This is a genomic window from Pararhizobium gei (assembly GCF_029223885.1).
In the GTDB taxonomy this organism is placed as follows: domain Bacteria; phylum Pseudomonadota; class Alphaproteobacteria; order Rhizobiales; family Rhizobiaceae; genus Pararhizobium; species Pararhizobium gei.
In genome coordinates, this window is record NZ_CP119409.1 from 3,100,178 (window position 1) to 3,124,735 (window position 24,558).

A 24,558-nucleotide genomic window follows, 5' to 3' on the forward strand; every position below is an offset into this window, starting at 1 on the left:
AGATGCGTGTCCCGTGAGCATACCGACAACCCATCTCTTCACGTTCGACCCGACCTACGGCATGCAGCTTGACGCGCTTCTGGCGATCGTTCCGCCCAAGGCTCCCGCAGGTTTTGACGCCTTCTGGGCCGATCGTTACGCCCAGGCGCTGACGGTCGATCCGAAACCGGCGATCAGGGAAAGCAGGACCAGCCATCCCAAATGGCAGGTCCATGACATCACCTATTTCTCGACCGGCGGGTTTCCGATCGGCGGTTGGCTGCTCGTGCCGCGCGATGGCGTGGTGCGGCGCGGGCTTGTCGTCGGCCACGGTTATGGCGGACGGGACGCACCGGATTTTGACGTTCCGGTCGAAGGGACGGCCATCCTGTTTCCCTGCTTTCGCGGTTTGTCGCGAAGTGCCGCTCCATCGATCCCGCCGGATGCCGGCGGGCATGTGCTTGATCGCATTGACAAGCCGGAACACTATGTGATCGGCGGCTGCGTCGAAGACCTCTGGGTGGCGGTGTCGGTTCTTTCGATGTGCTTTCCGCAGATCGAAACGCGGATCGGCTATAGCGGCATCAGCTTCGGCGGCGGCATCGGCGCGCTCGCACTTCCCTACGACCACCGCATCGACCGCGGCCATCTCGTCGTGCCAACCTTTGGCAACCGGCCATTGTGGCTGACACTCCCGACCATCGGCAGTGCGGCCTCCGTACAGTCCTACAGCAGGACGCATCCTGGGGTGGGCGAAACCCTTCGCCTCTTCGATGCGGCCACGGCAGCCGCCCGGATCAGCGTGCCGATGCTGGTTGCCGTGGCCCTTTTCGACCCGGCGGTCGCACCCCCTTGCCAGTTCTCCGTCGCCAATGCTCTGCCGAAATCGCCCTGTAACGAAATCTTCATCCTTGACGCCGGTCATTTCGATTATCTTCACTCTGAGGCGCAGCACGCTGCGTTGCAAACCAAGGTCGGACATTTTTTCAGGACGCCATGAACCGCGAATATCACCGTTGGTACAGTCCAAGACTCCATCGTGACATGGAGTTGCTAATATTCGGCCATTCCGGCGCGAAGGTGCTGATGTTTCCCACCCGCGACGGGCGCTTCTGGGAATATGAACACCGCGGAATCGTCGCGAGCCTCGAAGAAAAAGTGAATGCCGGCCATCTCCAGCTCTATTGTATCGAGGGGCTGGCGCAAGAAACCTTCTATGACGGGCGCCGCCACCCGGCCGACCGAATCCGCCGGCACGCCGCTTTCGAGGCCTATATTCTCAACGAAGTGCTGCCGCTGATGGCACAGAAGAACCCGCATGGCAGCACCATCGTGCACGGCTGCAGCCTCGGCGCATTCCAGGCGGCCAGCCTCGTGTTCCGCCACCCGCATCTGTTCGACAAGCTGGTGGCGTTTTCGGGCCGCTACGACCTGACGATGCAGATCGAGAGTTTTGGCAATCTCTTCGATGGCTACTACGACGACGAGATCTTCTTCAGCACCCCGTCGCATTTCCTGCCGGGCCTGAATGCTCAATGGCAGATCGATCGGCTTCGCGAAACCGATATCATCCTGACCATAGGCAGAGAGGATCCGTTTCTCGAAAACAACCTCGCCCTCAGCCGAAACCTCAGCGAAAAGGGTATCGGCCACCAGCTTCACCTCTGGGACGGACGCGCCCACCGGGCCAGCGCCTGGCGCGAAATGGCCACTCTGTATATTTGACCGCCCCGAGGCCCGCGGCGGTCGGAGCATGTGGACACTCGGGAGTTTGAGAATCGGACGCGCACGGCTAAGGTGCTCTGCATTCAGACGGAGTTCCCATGTCCCCATCTCTTCCCAGCCTCATCGATCAGGGCACCGGCCGCGAGCCGGCCGATATCGTTCTCAAGGGCGGGCGTTTCTTCGATCTCGTCACCGGCGAACTGGTTGAGAGCGACATTGCCATCTGCGGTGACAGGATCGTCGGGACATGCGAGACGTATGACGGAAAAACCGAGATCGACATTTCCGGGCATATCGTCGTTCCGGGCTTCATCGACACCCACCTGCACATCGAATCCTCGCTGGTCACCCCGCACGAGTTCGACCGCTGCGTGCTGCCTTACGGCGTGACCACAGTGATCTGCGATCCGCACGAGATCGCCAATGTGCTGGGCACCGAAGGCATCCGCTACTTCCTCGATTGCGCGCTCGAGACCGTCATGGACATCCGCGTCCAGCTGTCGAGTTGCGTGCCGGCGACGCATCTGGAAACCTCCGGCGCCTCGCTGCCGATCGAAAAACTCCTGCCTTTCCGGTCCCACGAGAAGGTCATCGGTCTTGCTGAATTCATGAATTTTCCCGGCGTCATCCACAAGGACCCGATCTGCCTTGCGAAGCTCGACGCCTTTCAGGACGGCCATATAGACGGTCATGCGCCGCTGCTGCGCGGTCTTGACCTCAATGGCTACCTGTCGGCCGGCATCCGCACCGATCACGAATGTACCACCGCCGAAGAAGCGTTGGAGAAAATCCGCAAGGGCATGCACATTCTGGTGCGCGAGGGCTCCGTGTCGAAGGACCTGCATGCGCTCATGCCGATCCTTACCGAGCGCCTCTCGCCGTTCCTCGCACTCTGCACGGATGATCGCAACCCGCTCGACATCGCCGAACAGGGCCATCTCGACTACATGATCCGTGAGGCGATTGCCCAAGGCGTCGCGCCGCTGGCCGTCTACCGCGCTGCCTCGATTTCCGCCGCCCGCGCCTTTGGCCTGCGCGACCGGGGCCTCGTAGCACCCGGCTGGCGTGCCGATCTCGTCATCATCGACAGTCTCGAAAGCTGCAAGGCGCAGATGGTGTTTTCAGCCGGCCGCCGGGTCGACGACGCGCTGTTCGCCACCCGCAAGCTTGTGGCACCCGTCGGGCTCGACAGCGTCAAGGCGGGCCATGTCAATGCCGCCGATTTCGGCGTCCCCTATGCCGACAATGAAACCTCGGTGATTGGTGTGCTCCCGGGCAAGATCATCACCGAGCATCGCCGCTTCAAGCTTCCGGCATCGGGCAACCAGACGGGGGTCGATCTCGGACGCGATATCATCAAGGTCGCCGTGATCGAGCGCCACGGCATCAACGGCAACCATGCCAACGGTTTCGTCCAGGGTTTTGGCCTCAAGAAAGGTGCGATCGCTTCCACCGTCGGCCATGACAGCCACAATATCTGCGTCGTCGGCGTCAGCGAGGACGACATGGCGCTTGCCGCGAACCGGCTGGGAGAAATCAAGGGCGGCTTTGTCGTCGTCGAGGACGGCAAGGTCACCGGCGAGATCGCCCTACCCGTTGCCGGCCTGATGAGCCTGGAACCCTACGAGAGCGTCCGCGACACGCTGCACCACCTGCGTCAGGCGGCCTTCGCCCTGGGTGCGACATTGCAGGAACCCTTCCTGCAACTCGCCTTCCTGCCGCTCCCAGTTATTCCGCACCTGAAGATTTCGGACATGGGGCTGGTGGACGTGGATAAATTTGCGCTGATCGGGTGATTTTTTGCCGCGTAGCAGCTACCTCACCATCTCATCCGAGATATCGCGGAATGCGCTCAGGACACGCACCACGTCGAGGTAATGCGAACTGCACTCGTAGTAGATGATGTAATTTCCGACCGGAAAACTACGCAGTTTTCCACGGAGTTCCGGTCGTTCACGGCCAGCCTCGGGTTGATCGGCAAGCATTCGAAGACAGGCCTGAATTCTATCCAATAGCCGATCCGCGGCTGCATCGTCGTCCTTTGCAATGTATCGCCAGATATCGATCAAATCGACCTTTGCTTTCGGTCGACGGCAGATATCAAGCGCCATTGGCGGACTTTGACAGGGACGAGCGCGCTTCGGACTTTATCGCGTCCATGTCGAGTGCTTCACCTTCACCGCTTGCAAAACCTTCATCGATCGCGGCCTTCAATTCCTTGAGCTTGACCGCGCGAAGCTGCTCGCGCTCCTCCAATGCGCGCAAACCATCGCGCATTATTTCACTCGCGCTGGAATACCGTCCGCTGGCGAGAAGCTGCCGGACAAATCCCTCATAATGGGCGCCCAAAGTGTAGCTGGAGGCCATGCCTCTCTCCTCACAGGTTATATATCATAAAATGATATAATCACCTTGCACCAATTTCAATCGAGCCGCCCGCAAAACACATCCATCGCATCCAGCACGATCTCGCCATCCTCCAAGACGGGCGAAAATCCGGGCATGGGGAGCACTTCGGAAACCCTGATGTCCTTTGGCAAAGGCACGGTCTGCGGGCCGCGGCGCAGGTTGAAGACGAAGAGCAGCTTTTCGCCGTCCTTCTCCCTAGTAAAGGCCAGCATGTCCTGGTTGGTCTCGATGAAGGTCATGCTGCCGTCGATCAGGCAGGCGTGACTTTTCCGGAAAGCCAGGGTCTGGCGATAATGGGCAAGCACGGACGAGGAAGCCTTCTGTTGGTCGACGGCCAGCGGCCGGTGAACCTCTGGAACGGGAAGCCAGGGCTTGCCGCTTGAAAAACCGGCATAGACGGCGTCCTTTTCCCAGACCATCGGCGTGCGGCACCCGTCGCGGCCCTTGAAGGCGGGCCAGAAGCGGATACCGTAGGGATCGCGCAGATCGGCCAGTTCCAGCTCAGCCTCCGGCAGGCCCAGTTCCTCGCCCTGATAGAGGCAGATCGACCCGCGCAGCGCCGCAAGCACGGAGACGGCCAACCTGGCCACCCGCTCGCGCTCTCCCTCGGTCTGTGTAAAACGGCTGACATGACGCGTCACGTCGTGGTTGGAAAAGGCCCAGCAGACCCAGCCGTCGGTGACCGCATCCTGAAAGGCGGCGACGCAACGGCGGATGTGGGTTGCGGTAAAGTCCGGCCCGAGAAGATCGAACGTGTAACACATATGCAGCTTGTCGCCACCGCCCGTATAGGCCGCCACCGTCTTCAGCGAGCGCGCACCGTCGCCCACCTCGCCGACGGAAGCACGTCCGCCATATTCGTCGAGCAGCGCGCGAAATCGCTGCAGGAAGCCGATATTTTCGGGCTGCGTCTTGTCGTAGAGATGGTTCTGCATGCCGTAGGGATTGACGTCGGGCGCATCCAGACCGATGGCATCCGGGTCATGGGCAAGCGGCGGATTGTCCCGCAACTCCTTGTCGTGGAAGTAGAAATTCACCGTATCCAGCCGGAAGCCATCGACGCCGCGCTCGAGCCAGAAGCGCACCGTCTCCAGCACGGCAGCCTGAACCTCCGGATTGTGAAAGTTGAGATCCGGCTGCGAGCCCAGAAAATTGTGCATGTAATATTGCTTGCGGACGCCGTCCCACTCCCATCCGGGGCCGCCGAAGATGGAGAGCCAGTTGTTCGGCGCGGTGCCGTCCGGCTTCGGGTCGGCCCAGACATACCAGTCCGCCTTTGGATTGCTGCGGCTCGCGCGGCTCTCCTTGAACCAGGGATGCTGGTCCGAAGTGTGCGAAATGACCTGATCGATGATGACCTTGATGCCAAGGTCGTGCGCCGTTTTCATCATCGCATCGAAATCGGCGAGCGTTCCGAACATCGGATCGACATCGCAATAATCCGAAACGTCATAGCCCATATCTGCCATCGGCGAGGTGAAGAACGGCGACAGCCAGATGGCATCGACGCCAAGACTGGCAATATAGGGCAGCCGCTCCGTCACGCCGTTCAGGTCGCCGGCGCCATTGCCGGTGCTGTCCTGGAAGGAACGCGGATAGACCTGATAGATCACGGCACCGCGCCACCAATCGGCACTCGACGTCAAGGTTGGCAGCATCGAAAAACTCCGGCTTCAAGGTAACAGATCAACAAGGTGTATCGCCGGAGGTAAGGCGCGTAAACGGCATTTCCAGGCATAAAGGCAATCGACGGACGGATTGGTGTTCGCAGCTTGCATTCGCCGGTGGCAGACCGTATCCCGGCAAGGGATGCAAGGAGCGAGGGGGAATCATGGCAGGCAAATTGCTTTCGATCGGCGAATGCATGGTGGAACTGATGCAGGCAGAGGGCGACCTGCTGCGCAAGAGCTTTGCAGGCGACAGCTTCAACACCGCCTATTATGCAAGAATGTTTCTGCCGCCGGACTGGTCCGTCGACTATTTCAGCGCGGTCGGCACCGACACGGTATCGGAAGAGATGCTGGACTTCATCGCCAAAACAGGCGTCGGCACGGATTATATCCGCCGCATCGAAAATCGCTCGCCCGGCCTCTACATGATCCACCTGAAAGACGGCGAGCGCAGCTTCTCCTACTGGCGCTCGCAATCCGCCGCCAAGCTTCTGGCAGACGACGCCGGCCATTTGCGCAGTGCCGTCGAGGCAAGCGACGTGATCATTTTCTCCGGTATTACGTTGGCCATCCTTGCACCATCCTCGGTCGAAACGCTGCTCAGCGAGCTACGCCGCGCCAAGGCTGTGGGCAAGCTGGTGGTTTTCGACCCGAACATCCGCCCGCGCCTGTGGGACGATAAAACCTATATGCGCACCACGATTTCAGCAGGCGCCCGCGCCTCCAGCATGGTGATGCCGAGCTTCGATGACGAAACCACGCATTTCGGCGACACCGATATCGCCGCCACTATCGGTCGCTATCGTGAGCTTGGCGTTGAAAACATCATCGTCAAGGATGGGGCAAAGGGCGTAACCCTGCGCTTTGGCGAAGGCCCCGACGCCTTCATAGCCTCGGTCCCTGTCGACACCATCATCGACACCACCAGCGCCGGGGACAGTTTCAACGGGGCATTCCTTGCCCGATACGTGCAGGACGGAAACGGCAAGGCCGCCGCCGCCTTCGCTGCCAGGATAGCTGCGGCAGTTATCGGGCACCATGGCGCGCTCGTGCCGGTGGAAAATCTCAATAGCTAGTTAGAATATCCCCTTGCGAAGATACGAGTTACCCTTAATAAGGGTGGTTCAGCTCGTGCACCCGTTAGCTGCTTACATAATCTCTGTTATTTTTAGGATTTCACATGAAGAACGGTTTTGCGGGCATTGCCTCTTCGGCACGCGGAATACTCTTGGTTGGCGCGGTTTTATGTCTCGGCGCAAGCCAGGCCCACGCCATCTGCAAGACATCTGACATCGTGGTCTATGGCGGCACTCCAGGAGGCATAATGGCCGCAATCCAGGCAGCAAAAATGAAGAAAAAGGTCATTTTGCTCGAACCAACCGGCCATATTGGCGGCATGATGTCGAACGGTCTGACGCGAACGGATGCTTCCCCAAGAAAAAATGTTTACGGTGGGCTGGCCGCAGCATTCCTGAAACAGGCTCGCGACCACTACAAGACGCCGGACCCGATCCGCATCTATTTCGAATCAAGCTGGGCAGAAGCGACCTTCAAGACGAACCTCTCCAAAGTTGGGGTTACGGTTTACTACGGGAACCGTATCCTGAAAGTGGAAAGGTCTGGCACGAAGATAAAGCGCGCCATCTTGAAAAACGGCAATGATTATTGCGCGGACGTTTTCATCGACGCGAGTTATGAGGGCGACCTCATGTTCAAATCTTTTGCTAAAACAATTCTCGGGCGGGAAAGCAAAAGTCAATACGGCGAAAGTGCTGCCGGCGTTAACCGCATTCGCGCCCCGGTTTTGACCAACGACGGCAAAGAGGTCGAGATCAAGGTCGACCCCTATGTTAAGCCCGGCGATCCAAAAAGCGGCTTGCTTCCGGGCGTCATCGATGTCGGACAGAAGCCGCTTGGTTCTGCCGATACGAGCTTGATGGCCTACAACTATCGCTTCTGCATTACCCAAAACGGTCCGAAGGTGCCTTTCACCAAACCTGCGACCTATGATCCTGTTCGATATGAAACAACGGCACGCTTCTTCGCCGCTTCGAAGAAACAGGGGTTTGGCGTCTCCCCTGCCTATTTCACGGGCAGCGATCTGATGGTCGCAGGCAAATACGACGTGAACTCATCAAGATATTTTTCCACGAATGTCTGGCACCTCGGCTACAGCTATGTGAGCGGCACGGAGGCGAAGCGCGATGAAATCCGCGCAATCGTGCGAAATCATATTCTCGGTTTGATGTGGTTCGGAAAAACAGACCCCCGTGTACCGGCCAATGTCCGTGCGCATACGGCAAGCTTCGGTCTCTGCGCTGACGAGTTCAAAGATAACGGCAACTTTCCGCGGCAGATGTATGTGCGGCAAGCGCGGCGATTGGTCGGACAATTCGTGTTGACCCAGAGGAACTTGGAAAGGAAGACGACTTATCCCGATGCCATCGGCCTCGGTTATTACCCGATGGATGAACACGGCATGATCCGGACCGTTAAGGACGGCTATATCGCCGATGAAAGCCGCAAGAGCATCGGAACAGGACCGTATCAGATCCCCTACCGTGCCATGCTGCCGAAAAAGGTGGATGTTTCCAACCTCATTGTGCCCGTGGCGATCTCAGCGAGCCATGTCGCTTACACCTCCATTCGCGTCGAGCCAACCTACATGGTTCTCGGTCAGGCTGCTGGCGCGGCAGCGGCGCTCGCCACCAATGGCGACGTATCAGGCGTCAATATTTCCAAGCTGAGAAAAACCCTCTCCGACGCAGGGCAAATCATGAAATACTGATCGGACGTTGAAACGGCGGAGGCATATGAGCTTGCGCCATCATCGTCTTCAGCGACGCTTCTTCTTGTTCTCGAACGGGTTTTCCGACGCTTTCAGATGGATTCGGATCGGGACGCCGGGCATCTCGAAATCGGCGCGCAGCCCGTTCGTCAGATAACGGATGTAGCTTTCCGGAACGGCTTCCGGCCGCGTGCAGGAAATCATGAAACCCGGCGGGCGGGCCTTCACCTGCGTCATGTATTTCAACTTCAGCCGACGGCCGGAGACGGCCGGCGGCGGATGCTGCACCTGCTGATGCTCCAGCCAGCGATTGAGCTTGGCGGTCGATATGCGACGATTCCAGGTCTTGTCGGTATCGATGATCGACTGCATCAGCTTGTCCAGCCCATAGCCGGTCTGGCCGGCAATCGGCACGGCCCGGATGCCGCGCACCTGGGGCAGCAGCCGCTCGGTCTTCTCACGCAGATCGGCAAGCAGCGCCTGTGTGTCTTCTACCAGATCCCACTTGTTGAAGGCGAGGATGGCGGCACGGCCCTCGCGCGCGACGAGATCAACGAGTTGCAGATCCTGCTTCTCGAACGGAATGGTTGCGTCGAAGACGATGACGACCGCTTCGGCGAAGCGGATCGAGCGCAGGCTGTCGGCAACGGACAGCTTTTCAAGCTTTTCCTGCACCCGCGCCTTCTTGCGCATGCCGGCCGTGTCGAACATCTTGATGGTGCGGCCACGCCAGTCCCATTCGACGGAAATGCTGTCGCGGGTGATGCCGGCCTCCGGGCCGGTCAGAAGGCGGTCTTCACCGAGAAAGCGGTTGATCAGGGTAGACTTGCCAGCGTTCGGACGGCCGATGATCGCGACGCGCAGCGGCTTGGTGTCATCATAAGCCGGCTCGAAATTTTCGTCTTCCTCTTCATCGATATCGCCGCGCAGATCGACATTGGTCTCTGGCTCGTCGATCTCGGGCGGAAAGGCGCGGTCCTCGCCGACTGCGGCCACGATGGCGTCCCGCAGATCGACCATACCCTGGCCATGCTCGGCCGAGATGGCGACCGGTTCGCCGAGCCCAAGCGTGAAAGCATCGTAGTAACCACCATCCGAGCCCTTGGCTTCGGACTTATTGGCGACCAGCACCACGGGTTTCCCGCGACGGCGCAGCATTTCGCCGAGCGTCTCGTCGGCGGGCGTCAGGCCATATTTGGCATCGACTACGAACAGCGTCAGGTCCGCCTCGTCGATTGCCGCTTCGGTCTGCGCCCACATGCGGCCCTGCAGCGTTTCAGGGCCTGACTGTTCGAGGCCAGCCGTATCGATGATCGTGAAGCGCAGATCGACGAGCTTGGCATCGCCGGGCCGCCGGTCACGGGTCACGCCCGGCGTGTCGTCCACGAGCGCCAGCTTCTTGCCAACCAGGCGGTTGAACAGCGTCGACTTGCCGACATTGGGGCGCCCGACGATGGCGACGGTAAAGTTCATCAAATCATCCTGTCTTCGGGGAGATACCCCGGGGTTGTCTCACATGCCCGTTCAGGGAGCCTTGCCGCTGGCCGCGATCAAGTCGAGCAGCATCTGCGCCCGGTTCGCAACATTGCGCGGCGTTTCGGCGTCGTCGGCAATCTGCCTGAACCAGGTCTTGGCCTTGGCCATGTCCCCGGCCTTATAGGCCGAAAGCCCAAGCGCCTCCCGGGCCGAATGCCGCATACCGTTTGCCGGCACGGCCAGTTGCTCGGCCTCCGCCGAAACCTGCTCGTAAGTGCCGGTGTCAACCAGAAGATAGGCCGCGCGCAGCCGCGACGCGTCACGCACCGGCTGGGGTAGCGCGCCATCCTTGGCGATGTCGGAAAACGCCTGGATGGCCGCAGTCACATCGCCCTTCTGCGCCTGCAGCGTCGCGGCCCGCATTTTCGCCAGCACCGGATAGGCGCCGTAGCCGTCCTTTTCCAGCGTGTCGAGAGCCGCCAGCGCTTCGTCCGGCTTGTTGTCCTTCGACAGGGTCAAGGCAGCGAGAAACTGGTCGCCCGATTGCGAAGCCGAGGTTTCGTGCCAATAGTCGTAGCCAACCTTGCCGATCGTGCCGAGAACGACGAGCACGGCGATCGCGATGATGACGCCACCGAATCGCGTCCAGACAACCTTGACCTGGTCGGAGCGCAGTTCCTCGTTGACCTCGCGGATGAAGCTGTCGTTCTGGTTCGCCATTCCTGTTCCGGTTGCCCGGCCTTCTGCAAAGATGAAGTAAGATCGGGCGCTTCTAGCCTATTTTGACGCCGTTGTAAGGGGTTTCAAAAATTTAGCCCATGACAATCGGCGCAACGCCGATCAGCCATTCGTGCAGTTTCAGCAGGAAGAGCAGATAGGCGCCGCAACCGACGGCTACCGCGATAACGTCAAAACGTGCCGAGCGGAACACCGGCAGCACCTTTTCACCGGCCCGCTCCCGGCGCTTCAGAGAGATGCGCATGATGACGGCCCAGGCAAGGAACGAGCCGAACAGCAGAACGGATGAGGTTTCGCCATTGGCAAGCAGATGCGCCAGCGCCCAGATCTTGATCGACAGAACCTGCGGATGCTTCAGCGCAACGGCAATATGCCCGGCCGGCAGAAAGCCGGCAGCAAGACAGATAAACGCGACGAGCATCAGGAAAAGAGCGATGTGCCTGAGGAAGACCGGCGGATTGTAGAGCATGCCGGTGACGGCCCTCGCCTCACCGAAGCCATAAATGATCAGACAGAGCCCAAGAAGGCTGGCAATGGAATAAAGCCCCATCCAGGCGCCCTTGCCAAACCGTTCGATGACCGAGACGCGCAGGCCGGGCGCAAGGACGCGGGCAAGATGAATGCCGAGAAAAAGAAGTATGCCCAGAACGAGAAGTGTCATGAAAATGATCCGCCGCTTGAAAAATGTCTGTCCACCGGCTTAGCCGTATCGGCGCGCAGATTCCAGCGCGTTCGAGGGTGAACATCGCCAAAGATGCCGGGGATCAAAGGAATGCCGCAATCGTCATCCAGGGATCGCCGTTCCCGCATCTGCCGCCCAAGGTTTTCGCATGCCCAGACGTTCCGCCGCATTCGGCGCCGCCTTTCTCCTGTCGCTGTTTCCCACCCTCGCCCAGGCGGCACCGCCACTGGCGCTGACGTATCCGAAGAAACAGCTCGTCATCATCTCCTTCGATGGCGCGCATGACAACCGGCTCTGGGAAAAGAGCCTTGAAATGGGAAAGCGTACCGGTGCGCATTTCACCTATTTTCTGTCCTGCACTTTCCTGATGACAAAAGCGGAGGGCGGCAGATCCTACCGGGCACCCGGTCACAAGGCCGGCCGTTCCAATGTCGGCTTCGCCCAGAGCAGGGAGGAGATACAGGCCCGCCTGCGCCATATCTGGCAGGCGCATCAGGCCGGCCACGAGATCGGCAGCCATGCCTGCGGCCATTTCGACGGCAAGGACTGGACCGAGACAGACTGGACGCGGGAGTTTGCAACCTTCACGGCCACGCTGACGGATGCCTGGAAAGTGGCCGGGATCGGCAGCGAGGAGCCAGCGGGATGGGCGCCTTTCGCGGCCCGCGACATCAAGGGATTTCGCGCGCCTTACCTGTCCTCCAGTGCCAGCTTGGTGCCGGCCTTGAAGAAAGCCGGCTTCAGCTATGATGCGAGCCTGGTCACCAAAGGACCGGGCTTTCCCACCGGGGACAGCCTGCCGCGGTTCGGCCTGCCGCTTATTCCCGAAGGACCGCAGCAACGCCGTGTCATCGGCATGGACTACAATCTCTTCATCCGTCACTCCATGGGCGTCGAAAACCGCAAGGACAGCGCGCGCTTCGAAGAGCGCAGCCTCGCCGCCTACCGCGAAGCGTTCGAGGCCCAGTATCACGGCGACCGCATCCCGCTGCAATTCGGCTTCCATTTCGTCGAAATGAACGGCGGCGCATACTGGCGGGCGCTCGACCGGTTTCTGACCGAGACCTGCGGCAAACAGGATGTCGCCTGCGTCAGCTATGCTCAGGCGCTGCTGATGATCGGGACCGAAAAGAAGGCGGATCGCTCCGCCTTTTGATGGTGGACATCGCTTTAAGGTTTGTCGGCAGCGAGTTCGCCGTCCGTTTCCTCGCGTTGCAGATAACGCTGGTCGATCTCGGGGAGTGGCTCGTCATAGATCGCCGCCTCGAAAGCCTTCAGACGCTTGTAGATCGAGAGCAACTCGACGATCGTCGTCCATGAATTGACGAGATACTGGAACGATTCCCTCACCTGCCCGAAGACGTTCTGGATCTGGCTCATCACGCCGAGCGTCAGTTTTCCAGCGACGATCGAAGGCACCAGAACGAAGGTCCCGAAAAGATTGTCGGCCTGCAAATAGAAAATTCGGGCAACATTGAAATACATGTAATGAAAATAAAGACGGAAATAGTTCTTCCTTACATTGGCAAAAAGCTGCGCGACGGTCGGCGGCTGCGCACGGTCGGCATGATCTTCCCCGTATACCAGTTCCTTACGATAGGCTGCCTCCACTCGCTGGTTTCGGAATTCCAGCCCCGGCAGCTTTATACCGACAGCAGCGAGAAATATCGTGCCGAACAGCGACCAGCAGACCGCGGCCCAGACCAGAGCATGGGGGATTTCACCAATGAAGGGGAGTTCCGTCACGGTGCTGGAAAACTTGAACAGTACGGGGAGAAAGGCAACGAGCGTCATGATCGAACTGACAAAGCTGACGCCAAGTCCTTCCATTGTGCGCGAAAAGCGCATCGTATCGTCCTGCACACGCTGTGACGCACCTTCGATATGCCGCAGCTTATCCCAGTGGGACATGTAAAAATTGTTCATCGCCGTTCGCCAGCGGAAAACATAGTGGCTGACGAAAAAGAGGTTCAGCGTGCCGATGGTGATAGCGACAAAGGCTATCCCGGCAAAGCCGATCATGCCGGTGTAGATTTCCATCTGGGTTGGAATCGGCTCCGTGCGTGCAAGGCCCCGCTGGATCATGTCGTAGAAGGGGCCGTACCAGGCATTGATGGCAACGCTGACCTGAACCGAGAAATAGGTGTTGAAGATGATAAATGCCGAACCGAGCACCGACCATCCCTGCCAGGGATGCGGACTGAACGTGAACCAGAATGCAGCAAACAAACCCGTCATCAACGCGTAGTAGAGGTAGAACCACAGGAAAGGCGGAGACCAGAAGACGGAAACGCCGATGATCGCTTCCTGTCCCGGCTGCAGTGGCGGAAGGCCGACCAGCGCGCCGAATTGCTCGCCGCCAGAGTACCAGACAACCATCGCAATCAGCGACCACAGGATGGCGGACGGAAAGAAGAGGCGTGGATTGGGGAAGAAGGATATGAACACGTCGGACGCTTTCGTTTGACGAAGGTTCGGAAGGCTTGTGCGCCGGACCCTATGGTAAAAGCCCTGCCCTGCCAATCACGTCAAGCCAATGTTACCGTTATTTAATCGCGCCCTAGATCCGGTCTTTCTCCTGGCGAATGCGTCCCGTATCAGCCCGGCAGGGTCACCACCAGCGGCCCGTTGCGCGTCACGATCACCGTATGCTCGTATTGGACGGTCGGCGCCCGCGGCTCGCTGTAGAGCGTCCATGCGTCGTCGCCGCCCTCGGCCCATTGCGCGCCAAGCGACAGGAAGGGTTCGACGGTAAACACCATTCCGTCCGTCATCCGGCGTTTTTCATGCTTGTCGGGCCAGGTCGCAATCTCGCTCGGTTCCTCGTGCAGGGAACGGCCAACGCCGTGGCTTGCGAGGTTTGTGACCAGCGTGTAGCGGTTCTTCCGGGCAAAACTGCCGATGGCATTGCCGATCGCGGCCAGCGGTTTGCCAGCCTTGACCTCGTTCAGTCCTACCCACATGGCACGCTTGCCGTCGCGGCACAGCCGCTCGATCGGCGGCTTGACCGGCGGCACCGCGAAGGACGAGCCGGTGTCGGCGAACAACCCGTTTTTCTCGGCCGATACGTCGATATTGACGAGATCGCCGGCCTTGATGACGCGCGGTCCGGGAATGCCGTGGGCGATTTCCTCGTTGACGCTGATGCAAGTCGCGCCGGGAAAATTATAGGCGAGTTCGGGTGCCGAACGCGCGCCCGCATCCTCCAGAACCTTGCGACCGATCGCATCAAGCTCCGCCGTCGTCATGCCCGGCTCCAGCGCCGCACCCATGATCTGGACGGCATTGGCGCAGATGCGGCCGATGTCTTTCAACCGCTCGAGGTCTTCGTCACTGTAGAGGGTCATGATCTCTCACTTTCGGCCGTCTATGTAACGTGCCGAAAGCACGCGATCCAGAGACCGTTGAGGGAAAATGTAGCAATCAAATCGTTCCAGATTTCGCTTTTTCTTGCTCCAGGGCCGCCCGGACGAGGGGGGCAACCCTGGTCCCATACAGTTCAATGCCACGCATGATCTGGTCGTGCGGCATCAGGCCAATCGCCATCTGCAGTAGGAAGCGGTCGTTTCCAAATATCTTCTGATGACGAACGATCTTCTCAGCAACCGTGTCCGGGTCGCCGAGGAAGAGATTGCCGTCCGGTCCGATCGACTGGTCGAAATGCGCCCGGCTGGTCGGGCCCCAACCGCGCTCGCGGCCGATGCGGTTCATCACTTCCGCCTGCGGCCCGTAGAACTGATCGGCCGCCTTCTCGGTCGTGTCGGCGATAAAGCCATGGACGTTGATGCTGGTCTTCAGTTTTGCCGCATCCTGCCCGGCGCGGCGGGCAGCCTCGCGGTAAAGGTCGAACAGCGGCGCATAGCGCGCCGGCTCTCCGCCGATGATGGCAAGCGCAACCGGCAGGCCGAGCGCCCCGGCTCGCGCCACAGATTGCGGCGTGCCGCCAACCGCGATCCAGACCGGCAACGGATCGTTGACCGGCCGTGGATAGACGCCGCGGCCATTGATCGGCGCCCGCTTCTCACCCGTCCATGTGACCTTTTCGGAGTCGCGGATGGCCAGCAGCAGATCCAGCTTTTCGGAAAACAGCTGGTCGTAATCCTCCAGATCGTAACCGAACAGCGGAAAGGATTCGATGAAGGAGCCGCGGCCCGCCATGATTTCGGCCCGGCCGTTGGAAATCAGATCCAGCGTCGCAAACTGCTGGAACACACGCACCGGATCCTCAGAACTCAGCACCGTCACCGCACTGGTCAACTTGATGTTTTTCGTGCGCGCCGCCGCAGCGGCAAGGATCATCGCGGGCGCAGAGGCCACATAATCCGGGCGGTGATGTTCGCCAAGCCCGAAGACATCGAGGCCGACCTGATCGGCGAGCTCGATTTCCTCGATCAGATGGCGCACCCGCTCCTCACCCTCCCTGCCCCGCCCCTCGGGCGCTGCGGGATGAACGTCACCAAATGTGTAGAGACCAAGTTCCATGATGGCTTGCCTGTTTGATTGGCCCGAGGGCGTGGTGGTAGCTCGATAATCTGAGATAATCGACATTGCCTGCGCCTCACAGCGCGTGGGTTGAAACAGTGCGTTTCCAGAAAGAGCTATGTTTCCCAAGGGTTGAGAAGCCGGACGCCAGTGTTTTTGAAATAGCGGATGTTGCGTGTCACGACAGTGAGATTATGGACGATCGCGGTCGCGGCGATGAAGGCGTCCCTGTCCGGGCGAGGATCCGGAACGTGCAGGGGAGCGGCAGCCTGCACGACAGCCAGATCGATCATTAGGATACGATCCTGAAATATCGGAAATACGTGCGATATCAACCATTCACGGTAGATGGACGCCTGTATCGGATCCCGCCGTTGCTTGCGCAAAACACCAATATCGAGCTCCAGTATCGTTATAATGGAAATATAAAGTTGATCGCGTGGGGCGACCCTTGCCCAAGCCGCTACGTTTATATCACCACGGCCGGCAGCGGCCTTTCGAAATTCGAAAACGACATTTGTATCGAGAAGATACATCAGTCATCTAACTCCGCTGGCCTCACGCTAATCGTGCGACGAATGGGTAACTCGAAATCATCGTCGATATCTTCCAAGCCCGGCATGGCAAGAAATTCCAGAATGCTCTTTTTTGGCTCTTCAGGCAGGATCTGCGGCGTCGCAACCTGATCTCCGGTTGTCTCCGTCAGCTTCCGATATTCATCGATCGACAAAAGCACATGCGCCGGCCGGCCTCGATCCGTAATAAACACGGGGCCATCCTCCGCAGCCCTCTTGGCACGGCCTGTATCCTGGTTGAATTCCCGGCTGGAAAATGTGGTGCTCATCAGCGCCTCCATCGTTGTAGCAACGTTACTACATTCGACCTCGGACATCAAATTATAGATCGCTCAACGTCCGCTTCACGGCGTTCTGCCAGCCCTTCAACTTCCCGGCCCGCGTTTTTTCGTCCATTCCCGGCTCGAACCGGCGATCCCGTGCCCAGGATTTCGCAAACGCCTTCTGGTCCGGCCAGACCCCTGCCCGGGCGCCGGCAAGCCAGGCGACGCCGAGCGCCGTGGTTTCCAGGATGGCCGGTCGGTCCACCGGCGCGTCGAGCAGATCGGACAGCCGCTGCATGGTCCAGTCGGAAGCGACCATGCCGCCATCGACGCGAAGAACGGTCTCCTTGCCGGTGGTCTTCCAGTCCTTATGCATGGCGTCAAGCAGGTCTCGTGTCTGGTAGCAGACCGCCTCCAGCGCCGCGCGGGCAAATTCCGCCGGTCCGGTGTTGCGGGTCATGCCGAAGATCGCGCCGCGGGCGTCCGGATCCCAATGGGGTGCTCCGAGCCCGGTGAAAGCCGGCACCAGATAGACCTCCTGCGAGGGATCGGCGCTTTCCGCAAGCGTGCCGGCATCCGGCGCAGCCTTGATCACCTTCAGTCCGTCGCGCAGCCACTGCACGGCGGCGCCGGCAACGAAGATCGAGCCCTCGAGAGCATAGGTGGTTTCGCCGTCGAGACGATAGGCGATCGTCGTCAAAAGCCGGTTTTTGGAGCGGACCATGTCCTGCCCGGTGTTGAGCAGCGCGAAACAGCCGGTCCCATAGGTCGATTTCATCATGCCGGGCTGAAAACAGGCCTGCCCGATGGTCGCCGCCTGCTGGTCTCCGGCGACGCCGAGGATCGGCACCTCGGCGCCGAAGATCGCGGCATCCGCCACACCGAAATCGGCGGCGCAGTCCAACACCTCAGGCAACATGGCCGGCGGGACGCGCAGGATTTCAAGCAGATCGCGATCCCAGTCATTGGTGGCAATATTGTACATCAGCGTGCGCGATGCGTTGGTCGCATCCGTCACGAAGGATTTACCGCCGGTCAGCCGCCAGATCAGAAAACTGTCGATCGTGCCGAAGCACAAGTCGCCCTTCGACGCCCGGGCCCGCGCGCCCTTCACATTCGACAGGAGCCAGGACAGCTTCGTGCCGGAGAAATAGGGGTCGAGCAGCAGGCCGGTCTTCTTGGTAAAGGTCTTTTCCAGCCCCTGCCGCTTCAGCTTGTCGCAATAGGATGCCGTGCGGCGATCCTGCCAGACAATGGCATTGTGGATCGGTTTGCCGCTGTCGCGCTCCCAGACGACGACGGTTTCGCGCTGGTTGGTAATGCCGATTGCCGAAAGATCGGTTGCCTCGATGCCAGCCTTGGCGATGGCCTGCCCGATGGTCCAGACAACAGTGTCCCAGATTTCCTCGGAATCATGCTCGACCCAGCCGGATTTCGGAAAATACTGCGTGAATTCCTTTTGCCCGGTGCCAACGACCTTTTGGTTCGCGTCGAAGACGATCGCGCGGCTCGAGGTCGTGCCTTGATCGATTGCAAGAACATATCCGCTCATTGTGCCCCTCCCGGCCTATCTCAGCCTCGCGGCTTCTCCTCCGCGGACTGTTTCAAAAACTTGAATACAACAGAAAAACGAATGTCAAACGAAAACAAAACGCAAATACGCCAAGGCCACCGCTCGGACAGGAGAGACGCGACGAAGGAAAAACACAATTGTCACGCCGCCGCTTTTGGGCATAGTTTGAAGAGTCGCAATGAAAAGACGGGAACGCATGACCGACCGCATCCGCTTCGTCCTGAATGACAGGGAAATTTCGCTGACATCGGCGTCGCCGACGGGAACGTTGCTCGATTTTCTGCGGCTGGAACGCCGGCTGACCGGCACCAAGGAGGGCTGTGCGGAAGGCGACTGCGGCGCCTGCACCGTGCTGGTGGGGCGTCTGCTCGGCGACCGCCTCGTCTACGAAGGCGTCAACGCCTGCATCCGGTTTACAGGCTCGCTCAACGCGACCCACGTCGTCACGGTCGAACATCTCGCGGCGAAAGACGGCACGCTGCACCCGGTGCAGCAGGCGATGGTCGACTACCATGGTTCGCAATGCGGCTTCTGCACGCCGGGTTTCGTCATGTCGCTCTACGGCCTCTGGCTGTCGAAGGACAATCCCGGCCGCGCCGATATCGAGAAGGCACTGCAGGGCAATCTCTGTCGATGCACCGGCTATGAACCGATTGTCAGGGCTGCGGAAGCGGTGGGTGCGGCGCGGCCGGATGCTTTGTTCGATCCGCTATTGAAGGAACGCGACGCCATAAAGGCCCGCTTGAAAGCGATGGCCAGCGAACAGACGATCGTTCTCGGCGACGACGCGGCAAAGCTGATCATCCCCGCCTCATCAGCCGATCTTGCAGATGTCCTCTACAGCTATCCGCAGGCAACCGTGGTGGCGGGCTCCACGGATGTCGGGCTCTGGGTGACGAAGCAAATGCGCGCCCTCAACCCCGTCGTCTTCATCAACGGCATCGCCGATCTCCAGTCGATCCGCGAAACGGAAGACGGCATCATCATCGGCGCCGGCGTCACCTATTCGGTGGCCTTCGACATGCTGTGCGAGCGCTACCCCGCCTTCGGGCGCCTGCTCGACAGGCTGGGCGGCGACCAGGTGCGCAACATGGGCACGATCGGCGGCAATGTCGCCAACGGCTCGCCGATCGGCGACACGCCGCCGCCGTTGATTGCACTTGGTGCAAGTGTGACCCTGCGCTCGAAAGACGGTTCGCGCTCGGTCGCCCTAGAGGATTATTTCATCGAATACGGCCGCCAGGATCGCAAGGCTGGCGAATTCGTTGAGAGCATTTTCGTGCCGCATCTGCCGACCACCGATCTCTTTGCCGTCCACAAGATCTCAAAACGCCGGGACGAGGACATTTCGGCGCTCTGCGGCGCTTTCCGTATCAGGCTCGACGCAGACAATCGGGTAACCTTTGCCCGCCTTGTCTTCGGCGGCATGGCCGGCACGCCGAAGCGCGCCGCGGCTGTCGAGGCGGCGCTGATGGGAAAACCCTGGAGCGAGGAGACGGTGCTGAACGCACAGGCGGTATTCGAGGCGGATTTTAAGCCGCTTACGGATTGGCGCGCGACGGCTGAATACCGCATGCTGACGGCGAAGAACCTGTTGTTGCGGTTCTTTCTGGAAACCACTGGAGAACCGGCGCAGTTGGTACGATTCGAGGGCGTAGCGTGACGGAATTGTTTCTGATGAGAAAGACCTTCCATCCAAACACGCCAGTTGAAGAGATCTGATCATGGACAAATCCACCTTCGAACAGCGCAAGACCATCACCGGGCCGATGCACAGCTCGCTGCGCCACGACAGCGCCCACAAACATGTCTCAGGCTCCGCGGATTATATCGACGACATCCCCGAACCATCCGGCACGCTGCATGGCGCGCTTGGCATGACCGACCGTGCCCATGCGGAAATCCTTGCGATGGACCTCTCCGAGGTGACGGCGATGCCCGGCGTCGTCTGCGTTCTGACGGCGCGTGACATGCCGCATTCCAACGATATCAGTCCCAGCCATCTCGACGACGAACCGGTGCTGGCCGACGGCCTTGTGCAGTTTCACGGCCAACCGGCCTTCGCCGTCATCGCGCAAACGCGCGACATCGCCCGCCGCGCCGCGACCAGGGCGAAGATCAGCTATCGCGATCTCCCGCACATCACTGACATCACCGAGGCCGTGGCAAGCGGTGGCGAACTCGTGACGAAGCCGCTGACATTGCAGCGGGGTGATGCAGAAGCGGAACTGGAACTTTCGCCCAGGCGGCTGACGGGGCAGATGCGGATCGGCGGTCAGGAGCATTTCTACCTCGAAAGCCACATCGCCTTTGCCATCCCCGGCGAGGATGATGACGTCACGGTGTGGTCATCGACGCAGCATCCAAGCGAGGTGCAGCACATGGTCGGCCATGTTCTCGGTGTTCCCTCGAACGCGGTGACCGTCAATGTCAGGCGCATGGGCGGCGGTTTCGGCGGCAAGGAAACGCAGAGCAACCAGTTCGCCGTGCTGGCCGCCGTCGCCGCCAAGAAGCTAAACCGGCCCGTCAAGTTCCGGCCGGACCGCGACGAGGATATGACAGCGACTGGCAAGCGCCATGACTTCCTCGTCGATTACGACGTCGGTTTTGACGAGGTGGGCCGCATCCATGCAGTGAAGGCCAATTATGCGGCCCGCTGCGGCTTCTCATCCGACCTCTCGGGCCCAGTGACCGACCGAGCGCTGTTTCACGCCGACAGCTCTTACTTCTACCCCCATGTGACGCTGACGTCGCAGCCCCTGAAAACCAATACCGTCTCCAACACCGCCTATCGCGGTTTCGGCGGGCCGCAGGGCATGGTTGGCGGCGAGCGCATCATCGAGGAAATCGCCTATGCGGTCGGCAAGGATCCGCTCGATATCCGCAAACTGAATTTCTACGGCGACAAGGGTTCCGGCCGCGACATCACCCCCTATCACCAGCAGCTGGAAGACAACATCATCCAGCGGATCGTCTCCGAACTGGAGGAGAGTTCGGACTATCAGGCGCGCCGCAGGGCGATCCTCGACTTCAACCGGACAAGCCGGGTGATCCGCAAGGGCATCGCGCTGACGCCGGTGAAGTTCGGCATTTCCTTCACCATGACCGCCTTCAACCAGGCGGGCGCTCTTGTGCACATCTATCAGGACGGCTCGATCCACCTCAATCATGGCGGCACGGAAATGGGCCAGGGGCTTTATACAAAGGTGGCCCAGGTCCTCGCTGACAGTCTCCAGGTCGATATCGACACGGTAAAGATTACCGCGACGACAACAGGCAAGGTGCCGAACACATCGGCGACCGCGGCCTCCTCGGGGTCCGACCTCAACGGAATGGCCGCCCATGATGCCGCCCGCCAGATCAAGGAACGGCTCGTCGCCTTTGCCGCCGAGCGCTGGCAGACGGATCCGGAAAACGTCTCCTTTGTGCCGCATCATGTGAAGATCGGCGACGAGCAGGTGGCGTTCCCGGAATTCATCAAGCTCGCCTATTTCGCCCGCGTGCAGCTTTCAGCGGCAGGCTTCTACAAGACGCCGCGCATCCACTGGGATCGCAACACCGGCCGCGGCATGCCCTTCTACTATTTCGCCTATGGCGCCTCCGTCTCCGAAGTCTCTATCGATACGCTGACGGGCGAATACATGGTCGACCGGGTCGACGTGCTGCACGATGTCGGCAAGTCGCTCAATCCGGCCATCGATATCGGCCAGGTCGAGGGCGCCTTCGTGCAGGGCATGGGCTGGCTGACGACGGAGGAATTGTGGTGGGACTCCAAGGGCCGGCTGCGCACCCATGCGCCCTCGACCTACAAGATCCCGCTCGCCTCCGACCGGCCGAAGATCTTCAACGTCAAGCTTGCGGAATGGGCGGAAAACGCGGAAATGACCATCGGTCGGTCGAAAGCCGTGGGCGAGCCGCCCTTCATGCTGCCGATTTCGGTGCTGGAGGCAATTTCGATGGCTGTCGCGAGCGTGGCGGACTACCGTGAGTGCCCTCGCCTCGATACGCCTGCGACGCCGGAACGGGTCCTGATGGCCGTCGAGCGGTTGCGGGCACAGAAGGTTTGACGCGTGTGAAGCAATGAACTTTGCGGTTGACAGCCTCGATGCCTTCCTCGAACGCGAATACAGGCTCGTCATCGTCGAGATCAGGCAGGCCCTGGGCTCGACGCCGCGCGAGACCGGTGCCTTCATGCTTGTCTCGCCAAGCGATACCCATGGCACGATCGGCGGCGGTCAGATGGAACATCTGGCGATAGACAATGCGCGCGCGCTCCTGGCCGGCGTCAGTGACCGGTTCGAGATGGATATTCCGCTCGGACCGGATATTGGCCAATGCTGCGGCGGCCGCGTCGTCATTTCCTTCCGGATCGGCGGCGCTGCCGAGCGCGCAGAACTTACGGACAAGCTGCGGCAGAGGCAGGACGCCTGGCCAGAAGTCTGGCTGTTCGGCGCCGGCCATGTCGGCCGCGCCCTGGCCGACGCTCTGCTCTTGCTGCCGCTGAAAACCTATGCCGTGGAAACACGCAGGAGCGAACTCGATTTGATGTCAGCAGGTGCCAGCCATCGTCTGGTGGCAATGCCGGAGGCAACCGTCAAGGATATTGCTCCAGGGAGCGCCATCGTCATCCTGACACATGACCATGCGCTGGATTTCCTGATCGCCAGGGAAGCGCTTGCCCGCACCGACCTTGCCTATGTCGGCATGATCGGCTCGAAGACCAAGCGGGCGACCTTCGCACGCTGGGCCAAAGACGAGGGTCTGGGCGAGGAGGCGATCGGACGGCTTGTCCTGCCCATCGGCGGCAGGGCCGTCAACGACAAACGACCGGCCGTCATCGCCGCCATGACCGCTGCCGAGATCCTGACGGCGCTTGCCGCTTATTCGCGCAAATCGGAATCCTGACGCGGATCGCGGCCGTCAAGAAACCCCAGATCCCGCTTCATGAAGTCTGACATCACCTCCAGATCGAGTTTTGCTGACCACCGCGCGGCCAGCGGAAACCTGGTTCGCGCCAGATCATACAATCGTTGCCCGAAACGGGAGATGGTCGGGAAGCGACGACGATGAACAGCCTGGCAGGTCATGATTGCACCTTAATGGTTTGATGATCAGGATTGCAGGATGCCAAGAAAAATGCTGGAATTCCAATCGAACCACAATTCTGACGCATCAAGAGAACTTATCGATGAAAATGTCGCGACAGATGCCGCTCAATGCGCTCCGCGTGTTCGAGGCGGCGGCACGGCTGTTGAGTTTCACCAAGGCCGGCGACGAACTCGGCATGACCCAAACCGCCGTCAGCTACCAGATCAAGCTGCTTGAGGATCATGTCGGTGAGCCGTTGTTCCTCCGGCGCACGCGCCATATTGCTCTCACGGACGCCGGCGAAAGGCTGGCGCCGAAGATCGCTCAGGGACTCTCTGTTTTCGAAGAAGCGCTTGCCGCGCTGCGCTCCGATGCCGGTCAACTGCTGCACATCGACTCCACGGCAACGTTTGCCCAACAATGGCTGACCCGCACCCTAGGCCGCTTCCAGCTCAAGCATCCAAACATTGCGGTGCGACTCACCACCTCGCCCGTGATTATCGATTTCGCCAGCACCCGGGCAGACGTCGCCGTTCGATGGGGCAAAGGTGACTGGCCGGGTTTGAAAGCGCATCGCATCATGCGGATGGATTTCACGCCGATGCTGAGCCCGACGCTCGCCGCGTCGATCGGCGGCATCCATAACCCGACCGACCTTCTGAAGCTGCCGATCATCAGCGCAGCTGATGAATGGTGGAAACAATGGTTCACAGAAGCCGGCATTGATGATCCCGGCCTTGGCCGTTTTCCAGCCAACGAGCTTGGAACACAATCCTTCGACGCAGGCATGGCGATTGCCGGCCAGGGGGTTGCCATCGTCAACCCGAAGCACTTCCCGGACGAGATCGAAAGCGGCAGGCTATACCAGCCGTTTTCTCTGACCTGCAATGATGGACGCGACTACTGGCTGGTCTACCCGGAAGGCAGGCGCAACATTCCAAAAATCCGCGATTTTCGGAACTGGCTGCTGGAGGAACTCGCCCCCTTCTACGAGTGACATCCCGAGTGCCTCGGGCAGAAGAGGCGTACCGACACAATCAACCGATGACAGATGTTTTTCACCCTTCCCTCCCGTTCAAAATTTTCGCAATGTGACACTGCGGGGGAAGA

General features: G+C 60.1%; 23 protein-coding genes. 10 read left to right on the forward strand and 13 right to left on the reverse strand.

The window, feature by feature from the left end:
* Positions 1 to 13 precede the first annotated feature (13 nt).
* The 3 genes from PY308_RS15080 to ade all read left to right on the forward strand — a co-directional run bounded on the left by PY308_RS15080 (position 14) and on the right by ade (position 3,500).
* Entirely contained in the window at positions 14 to 979 is a 966-nt protein-coding gene (locus PY308_RS15080) for an acetylxylan esterase (protein ID WP_275784047.1), read from the forward strand.
* On the forward strand, positions 976 to 1,704 hold the full coding sequence (locus tag PY308_RS15085; RefSeq protein WP_275784050.1) for an esterase family protein: 729 nt from the start codon (positions 976 to 978) through the stop codon (positions 1,702 to 1,704). The genes PY308_RS15080 and PY308_RS15085 overlap by 4 nt, the downstream gene beginning before the upstream one ends.
* 98 nt (positions 1,705 to 1,802) lie before the next feature.
* Complete coding sequence (ade, locus tag PY308_RS15090; protein ID WP_275784052.1) at positions 1,803 to 3,500, forward strand: adenine deaminase; 1,698 nt, start codon at positions 1,803 to 1,805, stop codon at positions 3,498 to 3,500.
* A gap of 18 nt (positions 3,501 to 3,518) precedes the next feature.
* Here ade and PY308_RS15095 read toward each other — a convergent pair whose 3' ends face one another.
* The 3 genes from PY308_RS15095 to bglA are packed head-to-tail and all read right to left on the reverse strand — an operon-like array spanning position 3,519 to position 5,771.
* Positions 3,519 to 3,815 carry a type II toxin-antitoxin system RelE/ParE family toxin gene (locus PY308_RS15095; protein ID WP_275784053.1) on the reverse strand — a complete coding sequence of 99 codons (297 nt, stop codon included), beginning with the start codon at positions 3,813 to 3,815 and terminating at the stop codon, positions 3,519 to 3,521.
* Complete coding sequence (locus tag PY308_RS15100) at positions 3,805 to 4,071, reverse strand: type II toxin-antitoxin system ParD family antitoxin (RefSeq protein WP_275784055.1); 267 nt, start codon at positions 4,069 to 4,071, stop codon at positions 3,805 to 3,807. Before PY308_RS15100 ends, PY308_RS15095 begins: the two co-directional genes overlap by 11 nt.
* A gap of 56 nt (positions 4,072 to 4,127) precedes the next feature.
* On the reverse strand, positions 4,128 to 5,771 hold the full coding sequence (bglA, locus tag PY308_RS15105) for a beta-galactosidase BglA (RefSeq protein ID WP_275784057.1): 1,644 nt from the start codon (positions 5,769 to 5,771) through the stop codon (positions 4,128 to 4,130).
* Between the two features lie 173 nt (positions 5,772 to 5,944).
* On the opposite strand from bglA, the gene PY308_RS15110 reads away from it, so the two are divergent.
* Positions 5,945 to 6,859: a sugar kinase gene (locus PY308_RS15110; RefSeq protein WP_275784059.1), complete on the forward strand. Its 915-nt coding sequence runs from the start codon at positions 5,945 to 5,947 to the stop codon at positions 6,857 to 6,859.
* Positions 6,860 to 7,107: 248 nt separating this feature from the next.
* Positions 7,108 to 8,571 (forward strand): FAD-dependent oxidoreductase, encoded by a 1,464-nt coding sequence (locus PY308_RS15115; RefSeq protein ID WP_275784062.1) that lies wholly within the window; start codon positions 7,108 to 7,110, stop codon positions 8,569 to 8,571.
* Positions 8,572 to 8,619: 48 nt separating this feature from the next.
* On the opposite strand, the gene der is transcribed toward PY308_RS15115, so the two are convergent.
* The 3 genes from der to PY308_RS15130 form a co-directional block, all read right to left on the reverse strand.
* On the reverse strand, positions 8,620 to 10,044 hold the full coding sequence (der, locus tag PY308_RS15120; RefSeq protein WP_275784063.1) for a ribosome biogenesis GTPase Der: 1,425 nt from the start codon (positions 10,042 to 10,044) through the stop codon (positions 8,620 to 8,622).
* Positions 10,045 to 10,095: 51 nt separating this feature from the next.
* Positions 10,096 to 10,767 (reverse strand): tetratricopeptide repeat protein, encoded by a 672-nt coding sequence (locus PY308_RS15125; protein WP_275784064.1) that lies wholly within the window; start codon positions 10,765 to 10,767, stop codon positions 10,096 to 10,098.
* Positions 10,768 to 10,858: 91 nt separating this feature from the next.
* Complete coding sequence (locus PY308_RS15130) at positions 10,859 to 11,446, reverse strand: NnrU family protein (RefSeq protein WP_275784066.1); 588 nt, start codon at positions 11,444 to 11,446, stop codon at positions 10,859 to 10,861.
* Between the two features lie 169 nt (positions 11,447 to 11,615).
* Between PY308_RS15130 and PY308_RS15135 the strand changes: the two genes are divergently transcribed.
* Positions 11,616 to 12,623, forward strand: a complete 1,008-nt coding sequence (locus PY308_RS15135) for a polysaccharide deacetylase family protein (RefSeq protein WP_275784068.1) — start codon at positions 11,616 to 11,618, stop codon at positions 12,621 to 12,623.
* A 14-nt stretch (positions 12,624 to 12,637) separates the two neighbouring features.
* Here the strand turns inward: PY308_RS15135 and bacA are convergent, their stop codons facing one another.
* The 6 genes from bacA to glpK form a co-directional block, all read right to left on the reverse strand.
* Entirely contained in the window at positions 12,638 to 13,915 is a 1,278-nt protein-coding gene (gene bacA, locus PY308_RS15140) for a bacteroid development protein BacA (protein ID WP_275784070.1), read from the reverse strand.
* A 149-nt stretch (positions 13,916 to 14,064) separates the two neighbouring features.
* The gene (gene map / locus PY308_RS15145) at positions 14,065 to 14,814 is read right to left on the reverse strand and encodes a type I methionyl aminopeptidase (RefSeq protein ID WP_275784072.1); all 750 of its coding nucleotides are present in this window, start codon (positions 14,812 to 14,814) and stop codon (positions 14,065 to 14,067) included.
* Between the two features lie 76 nt (positions 14,815 to 14,890).
* Complete coding sequence (locus PY308_RS15150) at positions 14,891 to 15,949, reverse strand: LLM class flavin-dependent oxidoreductase (protein WP_275784074.1); 1,059 nt, start codon at positions 15,947 to 15,949, stop codon at positions 14,891 to 14,893.
* Between the two features lie 116 nt (positions 15,950 to 16,065).
* Complete coding sequence (locus PY308_RS15155) at positions 16,066 to 16,485, reverse strand: type II toxin-antitoxin system VapC family toxin (RefSeq protein WP_338051071.1); 420 nt, start codon at positions 16,483 to 16,485, stop codon at positions 16,066 to 16,068.
* Entirely contained in the window at positions 16,485 to 16,796 is a 312-nt protein-coding gene (locus PY308_RS15160) for a type II toxin-antitoxin system Phd/YefM family antitoxin (RefSeq protein ID WP_275791149.1), read from the reverse strand. The genes PY308_RS15155 and PY308_RS15160 overlap by 1 nt, the downstream gene beginning before the upstream one ends.
* A 49-nt stretch (positions 16,797 to 16,845) precedes the next feature.
* The gene (glpK, locus tag PY308_RS15165) at positions 16,846 to 18,339 is read right to left on the reverse strand and encodes a glycerol kinase GlpK (RefSeq protein WP_275784075.1); all 1,494 of its coding nucleotides are present in this window, start codon (positions 18,337 to 18,339) and stop codon (positions 16,846 to 16,848) included.
* Between the two features lie 199 nt (positions 18,340 to 18,538).
* Here glpK and xdhA point away from each other — a divergent pair, with 199 nt between their 5' ends.
* From xdhA to xdhC, 3 genes are all read left to right on the forward strand, one after another.
* A complete protein-coding gene (gene xdhA, locus PY308_RS15170) occupies positions 18,539 to 20,023 on the forward strand; it encodes a xanthine dehydrogenase small subunit (protein ID WP_275784077.1) in 1,485 nt (494 codons plus the stop codon).
* A gap of 61 nt (positions 20,024 to 20,084) precedes the next feature.
* Positions 20,085 to 22,427 (forward strand): xanthine dehydrogenase molybdopterin binding subunit, encoded by a 2,343-nt coding sequence (gene xdhB / locus PY308_RS15175; protein ID WP_275784079.1) that lies wholly within the window; start codon positions 20,085 to 20,087, stop codon positions 22,425 to 22,427.
* A 13-nt stretch (positions 22,428 to 22,440) separates the two neighbouring features.
* Entirely contained in the window at positions 22,441 to 23,265 is an 825-nt protein-coding gene (gene xdhC / locus PY308_RS15180; protein ID WP_275784081.1) for a xanthine dehydrogenase accessory protein XdhC, read from the forward strand.
* Here xdhC and PY308_RS15185 read toward each other — a convergent pair.
* Positions 23,241 to 23,447, reverse strand: coding sequence for a hypothetical protein (locus PY308_RS15185; protein WP_275784084.1), 207 nt, complete (start codon positions 23,445 to 23,447; stop codon positions 23,241 to 23,243). The genes xdhC and PY308_RS15185 overlap by 25 nt on opposite strands.
* Before the next feature lie 101 nt (positions 23,448 to 23,548).
* Between PY308_RS15185 and PY308_RS15190 the strand changes: the two genes are divergently transcribed.
* Positions 23,549 to 24,445 (forward strand): LysR substrate-binding domain-containing protein, encoded by an 897-nt coding sequence (locus tag PY308_RS15190; RefSeq protein WP_275784086.1) that lies wholly within the window; start codon positions 23,549 to 23,551, stop codon positions 24,443 to 24,445.
* The last annotated feature ends 113 nt before the right edge of the window (positions 24,446 to 24,558 follow it).